Here is an 18,200-nt window from a genome sequence, read left to right as displayed (position 1 = left end):
GGTATCAACATATCTGGCGTTGACTTTTGGCACGCTGTTGAGTTCTCAAGGAACGGAAGCTTCCTTCAGACCGTTTCACCGGCCCTCCGGGCTTTTCCTTCGTCGTGTCTCCGACTCTATCAGACGCTTTCCAGTGCCTGACCCCCAGTCAGCGGGGCTTGTCTTTCCGGCTGTTCGGCCGTTCCGACGAGTGAGACATTAGCTGATCCCGTACCGCCCGGCCAAATCGGCCCGGTCGAACGAAACACCGCCTGCATTCCGCGGAAACACACAAACGCACGACAACAACGCGACAACACAAGGCTGTCGGTCATGGTCGAAAGGTTCCTGCGGAATGGCTGTCCGGGGACCGACCGGAGTCGGCGCTCACGTCGGACAACTCGGAGAACACTACGGACGAGGACCACCCATGTCAACTCGGGGCAAGGTGGTCCCGATCACACGGGTCAGTCCAGGTCTTCGAGCCGGCCGCCGGCGTCCGGCTGGCTGTACTCGACGCGGCGCAGAAGGCGGGTGAGGATCTCGCCGAGGGCGGCGCGTTCCACCGTCGTGAGGTCCTGGAGGAGCTCGTCCTCGAAGACGGCGGCCAGGCGCATGGTCTGGAGCCACTTGTCACGGCCCTCGTCGGTCAGTTCGACGATGACGCGGACGCGGTTGGCCTCGTCGCGCTCGCGGGTGACCAGTCCCTCGGCGACCATGCGGTCGATCCGGTGAGTCATGGCGGCCGGGGTGAGGCCGAGGCGCTTGGCGAGGTCGCCGGGGCCGAGACGGTAGGGCTTGCCGACGACGACGAGTGCTTTGAGGACTTCCCACTCGGCGCTGCTGATGCCGAGGTCGACGAGCTGGCGGCCGTACGCCACGTTCATCCGGCGGTTGAGGCGGCCCAGGGCGGTGACGACCTTCTCCACCTGGGGGTCGACCTCAGGGAATTCGCGCTGGTAGGCGGCGATCTGGGCGTCGAGGTCCAGCTCCTGCGGCGCCCCCGGTGAACCTGCGGCTGCGGTCATCCTTCGAGTATGGCACGGAACCCTTTGCACTAAAGCCCTTCGCGATGTACTCTTTAGCTTCGAACTTTAGTGCTGAAGTCTTCAAGGCGAAGACTCAATGGTCAAGTGGGGTGAGTGTGACAACGGCGATGGGCGCGGCGCTGCGCCGGATCCAGGTGGGGACAGCGCTGAGCGCGTTCGGGAACGGCTTCACGGTCCCGTTCACCTTTATTTACGTCTCGCAGGTGCGGGGGCTGGGCGCGGGTACCGCAGGTGTGGTGCTCGCGACGTTCGCCGTGGCGGCGCTCTTCGTGCTGCCCTTCACCGGTCGGGTCATCGATCAGCGCGGACCGGTGCCGGTCGCGGTGGTCGGTACGGTGCTGGCCGCCGCCGGGTCACTGGGGCTCGGGCTGTCCGGCAGTGAACCGGTGGTCATCGCGGCGGCCGGTGCGCTCGGCGCCGGTATAGCGGTGGTGCAGCCCGCGCTGGCGACGATGATCGTGTGGTGCTCGACGACCGCGACGCGGTCGCGCGCCTTCGCCACGCAGTTCTTCCTCAACAACCTGGGGCTCGGGCTCGGCGGTCTGCTCGGCGGTCTGCTGGTCGACACCGCGCATCCGGCGTCGTTCATCCGGCTCTTCGCCATCGAGGCGGCGATGTTCCTGGTGCTGGGCGCGGTCATCGCGACCGTGCGCATGCCGCACGCGCCGCAGGTCGACGGGGCGGTGCGGTCCGACGGCGCTGCCTCCGGCGGCTGGCGGCTGCTGCTCGGGGACCGGGCGATGGTCATGGTGTCCGTGCTGGGCTTCGTGATGTTCTTCGCCTGCTACGGGCAGTTCGAGTCGGGGCTCTCGGCGTTCGCCGTCGAGGTCACCCGGATTTCGCCGACCACGCTGGGCGTGGCGCTCGCGGCCAACACCGCCGTGATCGTGCTGGCGCAGTTCGTGGTGCTGCGGCTGGTCGAGCAGCGCAGGCGCAGCCGGGTCATCGCGGCGGTCGGTCTGGTCTGGACGGTCGCCTGGCTGGTGGCCGGGGCGTCCGGGCTGGTGCACGGCAGTCACGCGATGGCGGTCGCGGCGATCATCTCGACGTACGCGCTGTTCGGGCTCGGCGAGGCGATGCTGGCGCCGACTGTGGCTCCGCTGGTCGCAGATCTGGCGCCCGCGCGGATGGTCGGTCAGTACAACTCGGCGTTCGCCCTGGTCAAGCAGTTGGCTCTCGCCCTCGGTCCCGCCGTCGGCGGCCTGATGGCGGGTGCGGGCGCGTACGGGGCGTACATCGTGATGCTGGTGCTCTGCTCGCTGGCGATCTCGGTGACCGCGCTGCGGATGGGGCGGCACCTCACGCTCTTGCAGGACAGTCCGCATCTGGCGGCGGCCCGCGTGGTCGCCCGTTCCGCGCCGCGGCTCCCTGCCGGGACGGACACGGACACGACCGTGGACGTGGTCGTGGACTCGGCTCAAGCCAAGGACCTAGACCTAGACCTAGACCTGGACTCGCGGGTGACCGCGGCAGCCGACCCGGCCGCCCGAATACCGGCCGCGCCCGTCGGCGCCACGGCCGAAGCGCGACCGGAACCGGCCGCGACCGTCTCCCGGTAGTCGCCGCCCCCGCCCCTCCGGCCCGAGGGCCTTCCCGGCCCTCGGCCAGGCGGTCGGCCCCGGACCCGAACGGACTCGGACCCGAACGGATCCGGACCCCCAACGGCCCCGGCCCCGGCCCAGCGGCGGGGGCACCGTCACCCCGCCCGCCTCACCCCGCCGGCACCCTCAGCCCGGCAGGGCGAATTCGCACCAGACGGCCTTGCCGCCGCCCGGCGTGCGGCGGGAGCCCCAGGACGAGGCGACGGTGGCGATGATCGAGATGCCGCGCCCGGCCTCGTCGCCGGGTTCCGCGCGGCGGCGGCGCGGCAGGTGGTCGTCGCCGTCGGTGACCTCGATGATCAGCCGCCGGTCGGTGCGGCGCAGCCGCAGCCGCATGGGCGGGGTGCCGTGCTTGAGGGAGTTGGCGACGAGTTCGCTGGCCGCGAGGACGCCGAGGTCGCGCAGTTCGACGGGGAAGCGCCAGGAGGCGAGCACCCCGGAGGCGAAGGCGCGGGCGCGCGGTGCGGCCTCGACGCCGCCGAGGAGTTCGAGCGAGGCGTTGCGGAAGAGCTCGGCCTCGCTGCCGGTGTGGTCCGGGTACTGGAGGACGAGGACGGCCACGTCGTCGTCGTGTTCCGAGGTGACGCCGAGGGCGCGCATCAGGCGGTCGCAGATCACCTGGGGCGCGCCGGTGGCGCCGGACAGGGCCGACATCAGGGCGTCCACACCGACATCGATGTCCTCGCCACGCCGCTCGATCAGGCCGTCGGTGTACAGGACGGCGGTGCAGCCGGGGCCGAGGGCGACCGAGCCCGAGGTGTGGATCCAGCCGCCGGTGCCGAGCGGCGGTCCGGTGGGTTCGTCGGCGCGGCGGACGGTGCCGTCCGGGTCGCGGATCAGGATCGGCAGGTGTCCCGCGGTGGCGTACGACAGGCGGCCCTCGCTGGGGTCGTGCACGGCGTAGACGCAGGTGGCGATCTGGGTGGCGTCGATCTCCGAGGCGAGGCCGTCCAGGAGCTGGATGACCTCGTGCGGCGGCAGGTCGAGCCGGGCGTAGGCGCGTACGGCGGTACGGAGCTGGCCCATGACGGCCGCGGCACGGACGCCCCGGCCCATCACGTCGCCGATGACCAGGGCGGTGCGTCCCGCGCCGAGGGTGATCACGTCGTACCAGTCGCCGCCGACGGCCGCGTCGGTGCCGCCGGGCTGGTAGGTGGCGGCGACGCGGAGGTCGTCGGGCTGTTCGAGCTCCTGCGGGAGGAGGCTGCGCTGGAGGGTGACGGCGGTCTCGTGGAGGCGGCGTTCGCTCTCGCGCAGGCGCTCGGCGGAGTGCACCTGGTCGGTGACGTCGGCGGCGAAGACCAGGACGCCGCGGCGCTCGGGGTCGGGGTCGCCCGCCCTGACGGGGGTGCAGGTGAAGGTGAAGTAGCCGGGCTTGGCGGGTGAGCGGTCGTCGCCGCCGACCACCTTGCGGGCCTTGACGGTGCGTGGTTTGCCGCTGCGGTGGACCTGGTCCATGAGCGGGAGCAGGCCGAGCTCGTCGAGCTCGGGCAGCGCCTCGCGGGCCGGGGCGCCGGTGGTGCGGGCGCCGAAGACCTCCGTGTAGGCGTCGTTGACGAAGTCCACGCGGTGGGCGGGGCCGTGTGTGACGGCGATGAGGGCCGGAAGGCGGCTGAGGACGCCGGTGACTGACGGTTCGTCGGTGACGGCGCCGGCGCCGGCGGCGGCGGGGACGGGACCCGTGGCCCGACCGGCCGGTGGGCCGGGGGCCTGGCGGGTGCCTTCGGGGTCGGCGTCAGGGGCGGCGCCGCTGCCCGCGTCCTGCGGTGCCGTCGCGGGGTCGGCCGCGTCGGCGCGCACGGGGTCGCCGACTTTGGCGCGCGCCGCGGGTACGGCACTGCGTCGCTGTGTTCCGGGGAGCCGGGCGCTCCAACGCGTAAGGTTCAAACGTCCGATTCCTCGTATTTGTCACTCTTTGCAGGTGCTGGCGCACGCGTGGTCACACCACCAGTGTGGCCGACCGGCGCCCCCGGGGGGAATCGCGCGGCGTCCGGGGCGGGTCAGGGGGCGTCGGGATCGCGGTGCGATCCGGCGGCCAGTTCGAATTCGGCGCGCGGGTGTTCCAGTGAGCCGAGCGAGACGATCTCGCGCTTGAAGAGCCCCGCGAGCAGCCATTCCGCCAGGACACGGGCCTTGCGGTTGAAGGTGGGGACGCGGCTGAGGTGGTAGGCGCGGTGCATGAACCAGGCCGGGTAACCCTTGAGTTTGCGCCCGTAGATGAAGGCGACACCCTCGTGCAGCCCGAGCGAGGCGACCGAGCCCGCGTACTTGTGGCGGTATTCGGTCAGCGGCCGGCCGCGCAGGGTCGCCAGGACGTTGTCGGCCAGGACGCGGGCCTGCCGCAGGGCGTGCTGGGCGTTGGGGGCGCAGTCGGTGCCGGGCTCCCGCGCCGTCAGGTCGGGCACGGCCGCCGCGTCGCCCGCCGCCCACGCCGTCTCCGAACCGGCGATCCGCAAGGTGGCCTCGGCACGCAGCCGTCCGCGGTCGGTGAGCGGCAGGTCCGTCGCGGCCAGCACCGGGTGCGGTTTGACGCCCGCCGTCCAGACCACCGTCCTGGTGGGCAGCCGTTCGCCGTCGGACAGTACGGCGATCCGGTTCTCGCACGACTCCAGCCGCGTCTCCAGCCGGATGTCGACGTTGCGCCCGCGCAGCTCGCGGATCGCGTACTTGCCCATCTCCTCGCCGACCTCGGGCAGGATCCGGCCGGTCGCCTCGACCAGGACCCATCTCATGTCCTCGGGGCGGATGTTGTGGTAGTACCGCACGGCGTAGCGCGCCATGTTCTCCAGCTCGCCGAGCGCTTCGACGCCCGCGTATCCGCCGCCGACGAAGACGAAGGTCAGCGCGGCCTCGCGGACGTCTACGTCACGGGTGGAGGAGGCGATGTCGAGCTGTTCCAGCACGTGGTTGCGCAGCCCGATCGCCTCCTCGACGGTCTTGAAACCGATGCCGTGCTCGGCGAGTCCGGGAACCGGGAGGGTGCGGGAGACCGAGCCCGGCGCGATCACGAGCTGGTCGTACGCCAGCTCCAGCAGGTCGCCGCCCTCCTCGTCGGTGACCGGGGTGGCGATGCTCGCGACGCGCTTGGCGTGATCGATGCCGCGCGCCTCGCCCACCACGATCCGGCACTTGCCGAGCACCCGCCGCAGCGGTACGACGACATGGCGAGGGGAGATGCATCCGGCGGCGGCCTCGGGCAGGAAGGGCTGGTAGGTCATGTACGGCTGCGGTTCGACGACGACGACTTCGGCCTCGTCGCGCTTGAGCTTCCGCTGCAACCGCAGTGCGGTGTACATCCCGACATAGCCACCGCCCACCACGAGAATGCGCGGGATGCCTGCTCTGTTCCTCGCTGCCGACTCCGTCATTGCTCCATGACGCAATGGACCATAGCCGTTTGTCCACAGCGCGGACGTGATGATTCCCCGGTTTCTTCGACGGGTTCGGCGACGCAGCAGGTCAGCGGTGCACCCATCACCGGGCAAAGGCCGCGCGGAAGTGCACGGTGCCCGTTGCTCCGATCGGGGGCGCGCGCCGGTCGGATCACAACCCCCTTCTTTCTTGACGTGGGCTCAACTATGTTCGTATCTCGTAGTACTGCGGGGGACGCGTACTGATGATCGCCCATGAGCGGGGAGTCTCCGGGGGGAGACGCGAATTTTCCGGGGGATACGTATATGCACATTCAGGACTCTCAGTGGACGACGGCCGCGGCCGGTTCGGACGGCGCCGTCGGCGGAAACCGTCCGGCACCGCTGCGCGTCGACGCGCAGCGCAATCTGGAACACGTACTGCGGGCCGCGCGTGAAGTCTTCGGCGAGTCGGGGTACGGGGCTCCGATGGAGGACGTCGCCCGCCGCGCGCGGGTCGGCGTGGGTACGGTCTACCGCCGTTTCCCGAGCAAGGACGTGCTGGTCAGGCGGATCGCCGAGGAGGAGACGGCGCGGCTGACCGAGCAGGCGCGTACGGCGCTCGGCCAGGAGAACGAGGCGTGGTCGGCGCTGGCGCGCTTCCTGCGCACCTCGGTCGCCTCGGGCGCCGGGCGGCTGCTGCCGCCGCAGGTGCTGCGGGTGCAGAGCCCGTCGACGGGCGCCGGTACGGAGCACGGCGGTACGTCGCCGGGCGTCGAGCCGAACCGGGTGCCGCAGCAGCGCAATCCGTTCGCGACGGCGGCCGGGAGCGCCGCGGCGACGACGTCAGCGGGCACGGGTCCGGTTGCGGGCACGGTCACGGGAACGGCCGGTGAGGTCGCGGACCACGCGGGCCGTGACGACATCGGCGGAAGCGACGGCGGCGCCGACCGGAGCAGCGACCAGGACGGCATACGGGCACTGCTCGACGTCGTCGGACGGCTCGTGGACCGGGCGCGCGAGGCGGGCGAGTTGCGCCTCGACGTGTCGGTGGCCGACGTCCTGCTGGTCATCGCCACCTCGGCGCCTTCGCTGCCCGACCCCGAGCAGCAGGCGGCGGCCTCGGCGCGGCTGTTGGACATCCTGCTGGACGGGCTGCGCTCGCGGCCCGGCGAGCGGGCGGCCGACACCCCGTCAGGGGGCGCGGCGGCGCGGGGCGAGGGCGTGACGGACGGTCAGGAGCCGGCGTAACGCGGCGCGGCTCACCCCGCAGGGCTGGGCTCTACGACAGCGCCGGGCTCAGCGACTCGGATCAGCCGAGCAACACGGCTCGGCTCAAGGACCCGGCTCGATATAAACGGCGCGGCACCGGGTGCTCGGAGTCACGCGGCGGGACGTCGCGCGACCCGGTGCCACTCGGGTCGGCGTCACACGCTCCACCGATCGGGTGAACGTAGAGGAATCGTGAACGATCTCTCCACGGATGAGTGGTTCCCCGGTATCCCGTGACCCCGGCCCGCCCTCCTGTGCCACGCTTGCCCCGTGGAAGAGGCAAACGGCGAGTCCGGCGCTCCCGCCGCGGGCCCGGAGACCGGCGACGGGCTGCCCTCGCGCAGGGTGCCGGGGCAGCGCGAAGTGCCGGGGCAGCGCGACCCGGCCGCACGCGACGACGTCCGCGAGGAAGCCCGCGAGGGGACCGGCGACGGCGCGCGTGAGACCGACTGGGCCACGGACCGCGAGCCGGGCCGTACCGCAGACCCGGAGTCCGGCCGCGTACCCGCCCCCGCCGCGCCGCCGTCCGCCGGGACACCGGGCACCAAGGCACCGGCCACCGAGGCGCCGGCCGACGACGACCTGCTCTCCGTCCAGGGCCATCCCGCGCACACCGCCTCCGCCGAGGCCGACGCCCTCGAATCCGCGCTGTCCGACGCCGAGTTGGTGGCACGGGTGCGCGGCGGGCAGGACAGCGCGTACGAGGAGCTGTACCGGCGGCATGCCGAATCGGTTCGCCGCTACGCACGCACCTGCTGCCGGGACGCGCACACGGCGGAGGATCTGACCGGCGAGGTCTTCGCCCGTACGCTCCAGGCGATCCGCGGCGGCAGCGGCCCCGAGTCGGCGGTCCGCGCGTATCTGCTCACCACGGTGCGCCGGGTCGCCGCGTCCTGGGGCAACACCGCCAAGCGTGAGCACCTGGTCGAGGACTTCGCCGTCTTCGCCGTCTCCGCGGCGGGCTCGACGGCCACCGAGGACACCAACGAACTCGGCGCGGACGTACGGGCCATGCAGGAGGCCGAGCAGACGCTGGCCATCCAGGCGTTCCGTACGCTCCCCGAGCGCTGGCAGACCGTGCTGTGGCACACCGCCGTCGAGGACGAGTCGCCGTCCGCCATCGCGCCGCTGCTCGGCCTCACGCCCAACGCCACGGCCGTCCTGGCCCACCGGGCCCGCGAGGGCCTGCGCCAGGCGTATCTCCAGGCGCACGTCAGCTCCACGCTGACCGCCGAGGGCGAGTGCGCGCGGTACGCCGACCGGCTCGGCGCGCACGCGCGCGGGGGCCTGCGGATGCGCGCGGACCGCGAGTTGAGCAGGCACCTGAAGGAGTGCGAGCGGTGCACGGCCGCCTCGCTGGAGCTGGCCGACCTCAACTCGGCGCTCAAGGGGCTGCTGCCGGTCGCGTACATCGGCTGGTTCGCCGCCGTCTACGCCGCCAAGGCCGCCGGGATCGTCGCGGTCGGCGGAGCGGTCGGCGCGGCGGGGGCCGGAGGCGTGGCCGCCGCCGCTGCCGGGTCGGGTACGACGTCGAGCGCGGGCGGCGCGGCCGCGGGAGGCGCCGCGTCCGAAGGGCTCGGCGCGCCCGCCAAGGTCGGTATCGCCGCGGCCGTGGTGGTCGCCGCCGCGGCGGCGGCGTTCGCGCTGGCCCTCACCGGGGGCCACGAGAAGGCGCCGCCGAAGGCCCAGCCCAAGCCGCCGCCGGTCGCGGTGGTGACCACTCCCCCGCCGCCCGCGCCGAAACCCGCGCCGAAGCCGAAGCCGGTCGTCCCTCCGCCGCCCGTCCAGCCGGTCGAGAAGACGACTCCGCCGCCGAAGCCGAAGCCGACCCCGGCGAAGCCGAGTCCCAAGCCCGCGCCGGAGCCGAAGCCGAAGCCGGTCGTCCCTCCGCCGCCCGAGCCGGCCCCGACGACCCCCACGCCGACCCCGACACCGACGCCGACACCGACACCGACCCCTCCGCCGCCCGCGCCGACCGCGTACAAGGTCAATTCGCTGGGCATCAGCGGTTTCGGCGACACCTCCGGGCCGACGATCCGGCCGTCGGTCACGAGCTGGTGGTGGAACCGCTGGGGCCTGACGATCGGCGGTACGCAGTACGAGCACGGCATCACCGTCCACGCGCCGTCGTCGCTGACCATCGACCTGAACCAGGCATGCGTCACCTATGACGCGCGCGCCGGGATCGACGGCCTGACCGGGCGCTTCGGCGCGGCCAGCTTCTCGGTGTACGGCGACGACACCCGGCTGTGGCAGTCGGGTGTCGTACGCGGCGGCGACGCGGCCGTGCCCGTGCACGTCGGGATCACCGGGTACAAGACGATCCGGCTGGTGGTCGATCCCGAGGGGCGGCACGGCGGCGGGCCCGGTCTGGGGCTGGCGAATCTGGCCGACTGGGCGGATTCGGTGATCAGCTGCTCGTAGGCGGCCGGTCCGCGGGCGGCCGGTCCGCGGGCTCCGGGCGTTTTCGTACAGAGAGCGCCCGGGCCATGGGTTCTGCGGCCAGGAGCGCTCTCGGCGATGAGTGCTCTGCGGTCACGAGCGCTCTCGGCGATGAGCGCTCTGCGGTTATGAACCGATTAGCTGTTCGCGGCCGGTGCGTCCGCGGTGGTGGCCGGCGGGACCGCGCACACGCCGTCGGCGCAGGCGGCGTCCGCGGCCGCGTCCTCCGTACCGGCGAGGGCAGCGGCCTCGGCGGCCGAGTCCTTGGCGACCTGTTCGAGCGCTTGGAGGAAGACGGACGTCTCCTGGCCGCCCTGCACCGCCCACTTGCCCTCGAAGACGAAGGTCGGCACGGCCGTGATGCCGATCTGCCGGGCCTGGTCGATCTCCGCCACGACCTCGTCGCGCAGGTCGTCACCGGCGAGGAAGGCGGCGACCGCGTCCCGGTCGAGGCCGGCCGCGACGGCCGCGTCCGTCAGGGCCGTACGGTCGCCGATGTCCAGGCCCTCGCCGAAGTGCCCGGTCATCAGGCGGCCCTTGAGCCGGTTCTGGGTCTCGGGGCCGTACGTGTCCAGGGCGAAGCGCAGCAGGCGGTGGGCGAGCAGCGAGTTGTTCTCCACGACCGTGTCGAAGTCGAAGGTCAGCCCTTCGGCGGCGCCCATCGAGGCGAGCCGGTCGTCCATGGCCACGGCCTGCGGCCCGAATTTCCTCGCCAGCACCTCGCGGTGCGGCTGCGGGCTCTCGGGCGCGGTCGGGTCGAGCTGGAACGGCCGGTAGACCACCTCGACCGAATCTCCCTGCGGGAAAGCGGCGACGGCGCGCTCGAAGCGGGATTTTCCGAGGTAGCACCAGGGGCAGGCGATATCGGAGTAGATCTCAACTTTCAAGGCTTTTCACTTCCGGGCGTAGGCGGGCGCTGGCTATTCCTTGAATGCTCAATCAAGGTTTCCGACGTCAACGAGGACGCGCGGGGGACCTATTCCCGTACGGCCGTACGCCCCCGCTCCGCCTACGAGCCCGCCGCCATCGCGTGCGCCGTCTCCAGCAGCGCCGCCACCGCCTCTGAAGCGTCCAGCACCGCGCCCTCCGCGCAGGCCGCCGCCCATTCGCCGTCGCCGAGGCCCGCCCTGGCCCGCTCCTCCACGGCGTCGGCGGTGACCAGCTCGGGCACGGTGCGCGGCAGCGGCCCGCGTACGGCCGAGGACGCCGCCGACATCCGGGCCGCCGACCGCAGGTCGCCCAGCTCGACCAGCACCTCGGCCGCCGAGTCGAGCTGCGCGCCCACCACCGGCTCCGTGCAGCCCTCCGCCAGCGCCAGGCTCGCCGACTCGGCGAGACCGAGCAGCGCCGCCACCGGGTCGCCCTCGGCCGCCGTGATCCGCGCGCCCAGGCTCGCGAGCAGCACCTTGAACGTCGGCGGCGGCGTACCGTCCGCCAGGTGCCCGACCGCCGTCTCGCACAGCTCCCTGGCCTGCCGCGGCTCGCCCCGGCGCAGGAGCAGCAGCGCCTTGAGGTAGCGGATGTACGTGCGGGCGTCCCACACGCTGTACAGCTCGGCTTCCTCCCCGGCCTGCTCGACCAGCTTGCGCGCCTCCTCGTCGTCCCCGCGGCGGTGCGCCAACTCCCCCATCCGGGCCAGCAGGAAGGCCCCTTCGCCGTCCGCGCCCAGCTCCCGGCCGAGCCGGTGCGCGGCCTCGAAGTCGGCGTGCGCCGCCGCGTACTGCCCGCGGACGACCTCGATCTCGGCGCTCGCGCCGTGCACTTGGGCGCGGATCCAGCGGTCGCCGAGCCGTTCCCTGCGCTCCTGGAGCTCCGCCCAGTCGGCGTCGATCCGCGCGAGCCCGCCCGGGGTGTCCACGGCAATGTGCGTACGGAGCATCAGCGCCACAGCGATCTCCCACTCGCCGCCGTACTCACGGCAGTTGGCGACGACGGTGTCGGCGTGCCGGCCGATCTCCTCGTCCCTGCCGAGCAGATACGTGGTGAACGGCCACAGCATGCCGGGGAAGCGCGCCGCGGGCGGGCCGCCCTGGCTGTACGCCGCCGCCAGCAGCGCGGCCATCGCCCGCGAGTCGGCCGAGGACCACTGCGCCTCCGAGGCGTGGTCGCTCTTCACGAAGAAGTGCAGCATCCGCAGGTCCAGGCGTGGCCAGAACATCCGGTCCGCCGGGTCGGGCGGGGGGTCGCCGCCCAGCTCCGTCACCCTTTCCAGCCAGGCGTCCGCTTCGTCGCGGTAATTGCGCAGCCACCAGAACCAGCCCATGGACAGCGCGATCGTGATCGCGTCCAGCTCCGCGTCCTGGCTCCCGGTGTCCTCTTTCCCGCCTGAGGGCGGCTCGACCAGGCGGTTCAGCGCGGCGCGGACGTTGTCCAGCTCCGTCTCCAGCACTTCCAGCCAGTGGAGTTGGTCGGCGCCGCGCAGTTCGGAGTCGGCCGTGCGGGCCAGTTCGCGGAAGTACGCGGTGTGCCGCCGCTCGGCCGCGGCCAGTTCCTCGGGCCGCTCGGCGGCGCGCTCGCCGGCGTATTCGTGGATCGTCTCCAGCAGGCGGTAGCGGACGTCCTGGCCGGGAGTGGGCGCGTGGACCGCCACCACCAGGGACTTGTCCACCAGTTGGGCCACCGTCTCCAGCGCGTCGGGACCGCACACCGCCTCGGCGGCCGACAGCGTGCAACCGCCGGAGAAGACGCTCAGCCCGCGCAGCGTCGTACGCTCCCGCTCGGTCAGCAGCTCCCAGCTCCAGTCGACCACCGCCCGCAGCGTCTGCTGGCGCGGCAGCACCGTACGGCTGCCGCTGGTCAGCAGCCGGAACCGGTCGTCCAGCCGGTCCGCGATCTGCCGCGGCGACAGGGCCCGCAGCCGGGCCGCGGCCAGCTCGATGGCCAGCGGCAGGCCGTCGAGACGGCGGCAGATCTCGCGTACGGCCGCGTCGTTCTCCGCCGTGGTGAGGCGGGCGTCCGCGCGTACGGTCGCCGCGCGGTCGGCGAACAGCCGGTACGCGGTCGCGGGCGGCAGCGGCTCCACCGGGCGTACGACCTCGCCCGGTACGCCCAACGGCTCGCGACTCGTGGCCAGTACGGCCACTCCGGGGCAGGCCGCCAGCAGCTCGGCGGCGAGGGAGGCGGCGGCGCCGATCAGGTGCTCGCAGTTGTCGAGCACCAGCAACAGGCGGCGCTGCGCGCAGTGTTCGAGCAGCCGGGCCAGCGGGTCCTCGCCGTGCGACGCCTCGGACAGGAACTGGTCGCGGCCCGCGCCGCCGAGCAGCAGCGTGTCGCGGCGACCGAGGGCGCTCAGCACGGCGTGCGGGACCGCCGAGGGGTCGTCCAGCGGGGCGAGTTCGACCAGCCACACGCCGTCAGGGTTGCGGCGCGCCGCCGCGTCGCCCGCCTCCTGCGCCAGGCGCGTCTTGCCCGACCCGCCGGGGCCGGTCAGCGTCACCAGCCGGGCCGCGGCCAAGTCGCTTCTGATGTCGTCGAGTTCGGCCTCGCGGCCGACGAAGCTGGTGAGGCGGGCGCGGATGTTGCCCTGCGCGGGAGGCGGCGGCCTGCGCCGCAGCAACTCGCCGTGCAGCGCCCGCAGTTCCGGGCCCGGATCGGTGCCGAGCGCTTCCGCGAGTACGGTCCTGGTCTCCTCGTACGCCGCCAGGGCGTCGGCCGTCCTGCCCTCGGCGTGCAACGCCCGCATCAACTGGGCCCTGAACGACTCGTCCAGCGGGTACTCTGCCACGGCCGCGCGCAGGCCGGGGAGGGTGTCCGCCGCCCTGCCGAGGCGGAGGTCGGCTTCCACTCTGTTCCGCAGTGCGGCCAGCTTCAGGGCTTCGGGGCGGGCCGCGGCGGACGTACGGTCCGGGAGGTCGGCCAGGGCCGGGCCGCGCCACAGGGTGAGGGCGCGGGTCAGGGTGTCGGCCGCCGTCGCGGCGTCTCCGGCCGCCAGAGCCGTATCGCCCTCGCGGGCGAGGCGTTCGAACTCGTACAGGTCCACCGAGTCGCGGGGGGTGGCCAGGCGGTAGCCGCCGGGTTCCGAGACGACGGCGTCCCGGCCCAGGGCTCGTCGCAGCCGCGACATCAGGGCTTGCAGGGCGCCGGCGGCGTCGGCCGGGGGGTCGGCCGCCCAGACCTGTTCGATGAGGGCTTCGGGGGGGACGGGGCGGCCCACGTTGAGGGCCAGCACCGCGAGGACGGCTCGCAGGCGGCTGCCGCCCAGGCCGATTTCGGGCCCGTCGTCGGAGGGGCGGGCCTCCGTGACCCCAAGAATCCGATACCGCACGGGGTCATCTTCGCGGACGGCGCCCCAAAAGAGCGAACCTTCGTCCTTGGGTGGGGGTGGGGGTTCTGCCCGCCCGCCCACCCGTGCGGGTGCTTTTTCGTCTGCGGGTGCCGCTTGTGCCTGGTCGGTGCCGGTCCGGGGCACCTCCTCGAAATGCGGCTACCTGGTCTCCTATATCCGGTGCCCTTCTTGTCACCGCATTTCTGCGGGGGCACCCCGGCCCGTCCCCTCCCGGTACGTCGGCGTCCGCCTGTCCGGTGGGGGTGGCCGGGAGGGGGGTGGGCGGGGGCCAGGCCCCTACGCCCCCCGACCTCCCGGCGGGGTGGGCGGAAGGGGTGCGTGAGATGCGGGACCTGCGCCACCCGGACGCCCGCCCGGGTCGGCGGAAGGGCGTGGGTGGGGTGCGAGACCTGCGTCACCTGGGTGGGCGGAAGGGGTGCGGGGGCTGGGACCCGCCGCGCCTGACGTTCGGCCGGGATCTGCGCGGGCCGACGGGCTGGCGGGTGCTGGGGGGGTGGCGGGGAGTCGGAGGGGGCGTTGACCGGAGGGGGTTTGTTGGGCGGTTGGGGAAGGGCCCGAGCTCTCCGATCCGCTCGGAGGGGGCACCGGCGCAGGGCGGCACGCCGGAAAGACCCCCTTGCCCGGCAACCCCCACCGGACCGCCGGACGCCGACGTACCGGGAGGGGACGGGCCGGGGTGCCCCCGCAGAAATACGTTGACGGCCGGGTACCGAATGCGCAAAGGCCAGGTGATACGGATTTCGAGGAGGTACCCCGGACCGGCACCGACCAGGCACAAGCGGCACCCGCAGACGACAACACACCCGCACGGGTGGGCGGGCGGGAAAGACAAAGGTCAAGAACGCCCCGGCGGCCGACGGTCGTCGTCGTGAGGGCCGAGGAGTTCGTCGGCGAGGGTGGGCAGGTCGTCGAGGGGGGTCTCCTCGGCCCAGTTGGGGCGAGGACGGCGCGGAGCGGCCGAGGGCGTCTCGGCGGTGGGGAATTCGCGGGTGCGCTCGTTGCCCGGCTGATCCTCGGGGCGGAAGAGCCACGGCGGGACCCGGTCGGTCGGGTCGTCCGAGGCCGGGGACCCGACCGGGGGTACGACGGGCGGGAGCACCGTCGTGGTCTCGGAACTGTCCTCACGAGGGCTGTCCTCACGAGGGCTGTCTCCGCGAGAGCTGTCTCCGCGAGAGCGAGAACCGTCCTCGCGAGAACCGTCCTCATCCGAAGCCGACTCGTCAGAAGTGGTGCCGTCAGCCGACGAGGCGCCCTCCGCGGGAGCATCCTCCGGCTCGGCCGGAACGGCCGGGAGAACCGCCGTCTCATCGGCGCCCGGACCAGCGGGCACGTCCGGCTCGGCCGGAACGACCGGAACGGCCGGGAGAACCGCCGTCTCGTCCTCGGCGGGAGCCGAGGAAGGCGGCGGAGGCACGACATTGACCGTCGTGGTTTCGGCCGAGTCCGAAGTCTGCGGCAGCTCGGTGGTCTTCTCGGAGTCGGAGGAGCCGGAGGAGCCGGCCGAACCGGCCGAACCGGCACTCGCGGCTGCGGCAGCCGCAGCCGCGGCGGTGCGGGCCTCCTCGGCGCGGAGAAGGGCCTCCTCCGCCTTGCGCTGCTTTTCGAGGCGGCGCGCGTCGGCCTCGGAGCGCAGGCGTGCCTGCTCCTCGGCGAGGCGGCGGAGCCGTTCCTGCTCGGCCGCGCGGGCGGCCTCCTCGGCCTCGCGGCGAGCCGTCTCCTCGGCGGCGATGCGCGCGGCCTCCTCGGCGCGGAGGCGTTCGGCCTCGGCCTCACGGGCGGCGGCGCGCTCGGCGATCTCGCGGCGGGTGGCCTCCTCGGCGGCGAGGCGGCGCTCCTCTTCCTCGCGGCGGAGCCGTTCGAGCTGGGCCTGGCGCTCGCGCTCCTGGCGCTCTTCCTCGGCCTTGCGGGCGGCCTCTTCGGCGGCGAGGCGCGCGGCCTCGGCGGCGGCCTGGCGCTCGGCCTCGGCGCGGGCCTCGATCTCCTGGGCGGAGAGCGGGAGGAGCTGGTCGAGGCGGTGGCGTACGACCGTGGTGACGGCGGCGGGGTCCTGGGCGCCGTCGACGACGAGGTAGCGGCCGGGGTCGGCGGCGGCGAGGGTGAGGAAGCCCGCGCGGACGCGCTGGTGGAAGGCGGCGGGTTCGGATTCGAGGCGGTCGGGCGCTTCGGTGAAGCGTTCGCGGGCGGCATCGGGGCTGACGTCGAGGAGCACGGTGAGGTGCGGGACGAGTCCGTCGGTGGCCCAGCGGGAGATGCGGGCGATCTCGGTGGGGGCGAGGTCGCGTCCGGCGCCCTGGTAGGCGACGGAGGAGTCGATGTAGCGGTCGGAGATGACGACGGCGCCGCGTTCGAGGGCGGGGCGGACGACGGAGTCGATGTGCTCGGCGCGGTCGGCGGCGTAGAGCAGCGCCTCGGCGCGGTGCGAGATCCCGCCGGAGGAGACGTCGAGGAGGATGGAGCGCAGGCGCTTGCCGATGGCGGTGGCGCCGGGCTCGCGGGTGACGACGACCTCGTGGCCCTTGGCGCGGATCCAGTCGGCGAGTGCTTCGACCTGGGTGGACTTGCCCGCGCCGTCGCCGCCCTCTATGGCGATGAAGAATCCGGTGGCGGCGGGGGCGACGGCCGGTTCCGCACCGGTCAGGGCCTCGCGCAGGTCACGCCGGAGCGGTACGCCGCTGCGGTCGTCGGTCTTGCCGAGGACGAGCGCGGCGACCGGCAGCAGCAGGGCGCCGATCAGCATCAGCGTGTACGCGGCACCGCCGTGGTCGAAGGTGAAGTGACCCTTCTGAATGCGGTGCGGGCCGATCGCGGCGGCGACCAGCGGCGCGACGATCACGGCGAGGGCGAGGACGGCGCGCGAGACGGCGTGCAGGTGCTCGGTGGTGCGGCCGCGCCGTCCCGCCTCGGCTTCCTGCTCGATCAGGATGTGCCCGGTGTTGGCGGTGACGCCCGCCGCGGCGCCGGCCAGCAGCGCGAGCAGCAGGACGGTGGTCTGGTCGGCGACGATGCCGGTGAGGAGCAGGCCGAGCCCGGTGACGCCGATGGACAGCGCGAGCAGCCGGCGCCTGGACAGCGCCGGGAGCGTACGGGGGGCGAGGCGGATGCCGATGACCGTACCGGCGGTGAGGGCCAGGACGAGCAGGCCGAAGCCGGTCGGGCCGAAGCCGAGGGCGAGCGCGTGCAGGACGGCCACGGCCACGGCCGCGCCGATCGCGCCGACGACCGCGGCGGTCGCCAGCACCAGCAGCGGCAGTACGCCGGTCCTGCCGCGCTCGGCGCCCGCGGGGCCCTTGGGCAGCCGCAGCCCTTCGAGCGGGGAGCGCGGACGCGCCACCGTGCCGGAGGGCAGTTCGAGGAGGTAGAGCACCGACATGGAGGACGAGAAGAGCCCGGCCGTCACGTACGAGGCGAGCGCCACCTGGTGCTGGTCGAACCAGGTGACGCCGACCGCGATCAGCGTGTTCACCAGCGTGACGACGACGAGACCGGCCGCTGCCAGCGGCAGTGCGACAAAGCTCGTCCGCAGGTCCAGCCGGTGCAGCGTCGCCAGGTGGTCGGGCGCGGGCCGCACGGAGGTGTCGCCGGGCGGCGGCAGGAGCAGCGGGGCGGCGCCGTCCTTGGCGACGGCCCACAGCCGCTCGGCCACCCCGGTGACGAAGGCGGTCACCAGCAGCCAGGTCAGCGCGGTGTGCTGCGACCAGGTGATCCACAGCGGCGCGACGATGAACAGCCCGAGTCGTACGGCGTCCGCGCCGATCATCGTCCACCGGCGGTCCAGCCGGCCGCTCTCGGACGTCAGCGCCGACAGCGGGCCGAGCAGGACGGCGCCGAACAGCAGCGTCGAGACCAGGCGCGCCCCGAAGACGGCCGCGGTGGCGAAGGCGATACCCCGGTAGCCGCCGCCGTACGCGTGGTCGGCCACCGCCGCCTGCACGGCGAGCCACAGCAGCACGAGCAGACCCAGTCGGTCCGCCACCGCCCCGGTGAGCTGCGCGCTCCACAATTTGCGCAGCGCCGGGATTTTCAGCAGCGCACCGACCGCTCGCTCACGGCTGTCAGCGGCGAGGTCGGTGGCGAACGCGTCGGTCACGTCCCCCTCGACGTCCTCGGCCCTGACATCTGCGGCCGTGACGTCTGCGGCGGGCGGCTTGGGCTGCTCGGATGGCGTCATCCCAACAGCCTATCCGCCTTACGACGCCCTACACGGAGCCGGTCCCACTCCCGG

The 18,200-nt window shown here is 73.3% G+C and carries 9 protein-coding genes; 3 read left to right on the top strand and 6 right to left on the bottom strand.

Annotated elements, in window-relative coordinates; translation table 11 throughout:
* Positions 1-446: 446 nt before the first annotated feature.
* The gene (locus tag ACZ37P_RS21465; protein ID WP_355346088.1) at positions 447-1,007 is read right to left on the bottom strand and encodes a MarR family winged helix-turn-helix transcriptional regulator; all 561 of its coding nucleotides are present in this window, start codon (positions 1,005-1,007) and stop codon (positions 447-449) included.
* Positions 1,008-1,123: 116 nt separating this feature from the next.
* On the opposite strand from ACZ37P_RS21465, the gene ACZ37P_RS21460 reads away from it, so the two are divergent.
* A complete protein-coding gene (locus tag ACZ37P_RS21460) occupies positions 1,124-2,587 on the top strand; it encodes an MFS transporter (protein ID WP_467348120.1) in 1,464 nt (487 codons plus the stop codon).
* Positions 2,588-2,755: 168 nt separating this feature from the next.
* Here ACZ37P_RS21460 and ACZ37P_RS21455 read toward each other — a convergent pair whose 3' ends face one another.
* Together ACZ37P_RS21455 and ACZ37P_RS21450 are read right to left on the bottom strand one after the other, a co-directional pair.
* The gene (locus ACZ37P_RS21455) at positions 2,756-4,516 is read right to left on the bottom strand and encodes an ATP-binding SpoIIE family protein phosphatase (RefSeq protein ID WP_467348109.1); all 1,761 of its coding nucleotides are present in this window, start codon (positions 4,514-4,516) and stop codon (positions 2,756-2,758) included.
* 113 nt (positions 4,517-4,629) lie between these two features.
* A complete protein-coding gene (locus ACZ37P_RS21450) occupies positions 4,630-5,997 on the bottom strand; it encodes an NAD(P)/FAD-dependent oxidoreductase (protein ID WP_467348108.1) in 1,368 nt (455 codons plus the stop codon).
* A 309-nt stretch (positions 5,998-6,306) separates the two neighbouring features.
* Between ACZ37P_RS21450 and ACZ37P_RS21445 the strand changes: the two genes are divergently transcribed.
* Both ACZ37P_RS21445 and ACZ37P_RS21440 read left to right on the top strand, forming a co-directional pair.
* The gene (locus ACZ37P_RS21445; protein WP_467348107.1) at positions 6,307-7,230 is read left to right on the top strand and encodes a TetR/AcrR family transcriptional regulator; all 924 of its coding nucleotides are present in this window, start codon (positions 6,307-6,309) and stop codon (positions 7,228-7,230) included.
* Between the two features lie 291 nt (positions 7,231-7,521).
* Positions 7,522-9,675 carry a sigma-70 family RNA polymerase sigma factor gene (locus ACZ37P_RS21440; RefSeq protein WP_467348106.1) on the top strand — a complete coding sequence of 718 codons (2,154 nt, stop codon included), beginning with the start codon at positions 7,522-7,524 and terminating at the stop codon, positions 9,673-9,675.
* A 155-nt stretch (positions 9,676-9,830) separates the two neighbouring features.
* On the opposite strand, the gene ACZ37P_RS21435 is transcribed toward ACZ37P_RS21440, so the two are convergent.
* The 3 genes from ACZ37P_RS21435 to tmk form a co-directional block, all read right to left on the bottom strand.
* Positions 9,831-10,580: a DsbA family oxidoreductase gene (locus ACZ37P_RS21435; RefSeq protein WP_467348105.1), complete on the bottom strand. Its 750-nt coding sequence runs from the start codon at positions 10,578-10,580 to the stop codon at positions 9,831-9,833.
* A gap of 122 nt (positions 10,581-10,702) precedes the next feature.
* A complete protein-coding gene (locus tag ACZ37P_RS21430; protein WP_467348103.1) occupies positions 10,703-13,957 on the bottom strand; it encodes a BTAD domain-containing putative transcriptional regulator in 3,255 nt (1,084 codons plus the stop codon).
* Positions 13,958-14,813: 856 nt separating this feature from the next.
* Positions 14,814-18,146 (bottom strand): dTMP kinase, encoded by a 3,333-nt coding sequence (gene tmk / locus ACZ37P_RS21425; protein WP_467348101.1) that lies wholly within the window; start codon positions 18,144-18,146, stop codon positions 14,814-14,816.
* Positions 18,147-18,200: the final 54 nt, after the last annotated feature.

The organism is Streptomyces sp. NPDC024632, from assembly GCF_055559175.1.
The sequence above is the reverse complement of the archived record's forward strand: the minus strand, read 5'-3'. Positions and strand labels throughout refer to the sequence as shown.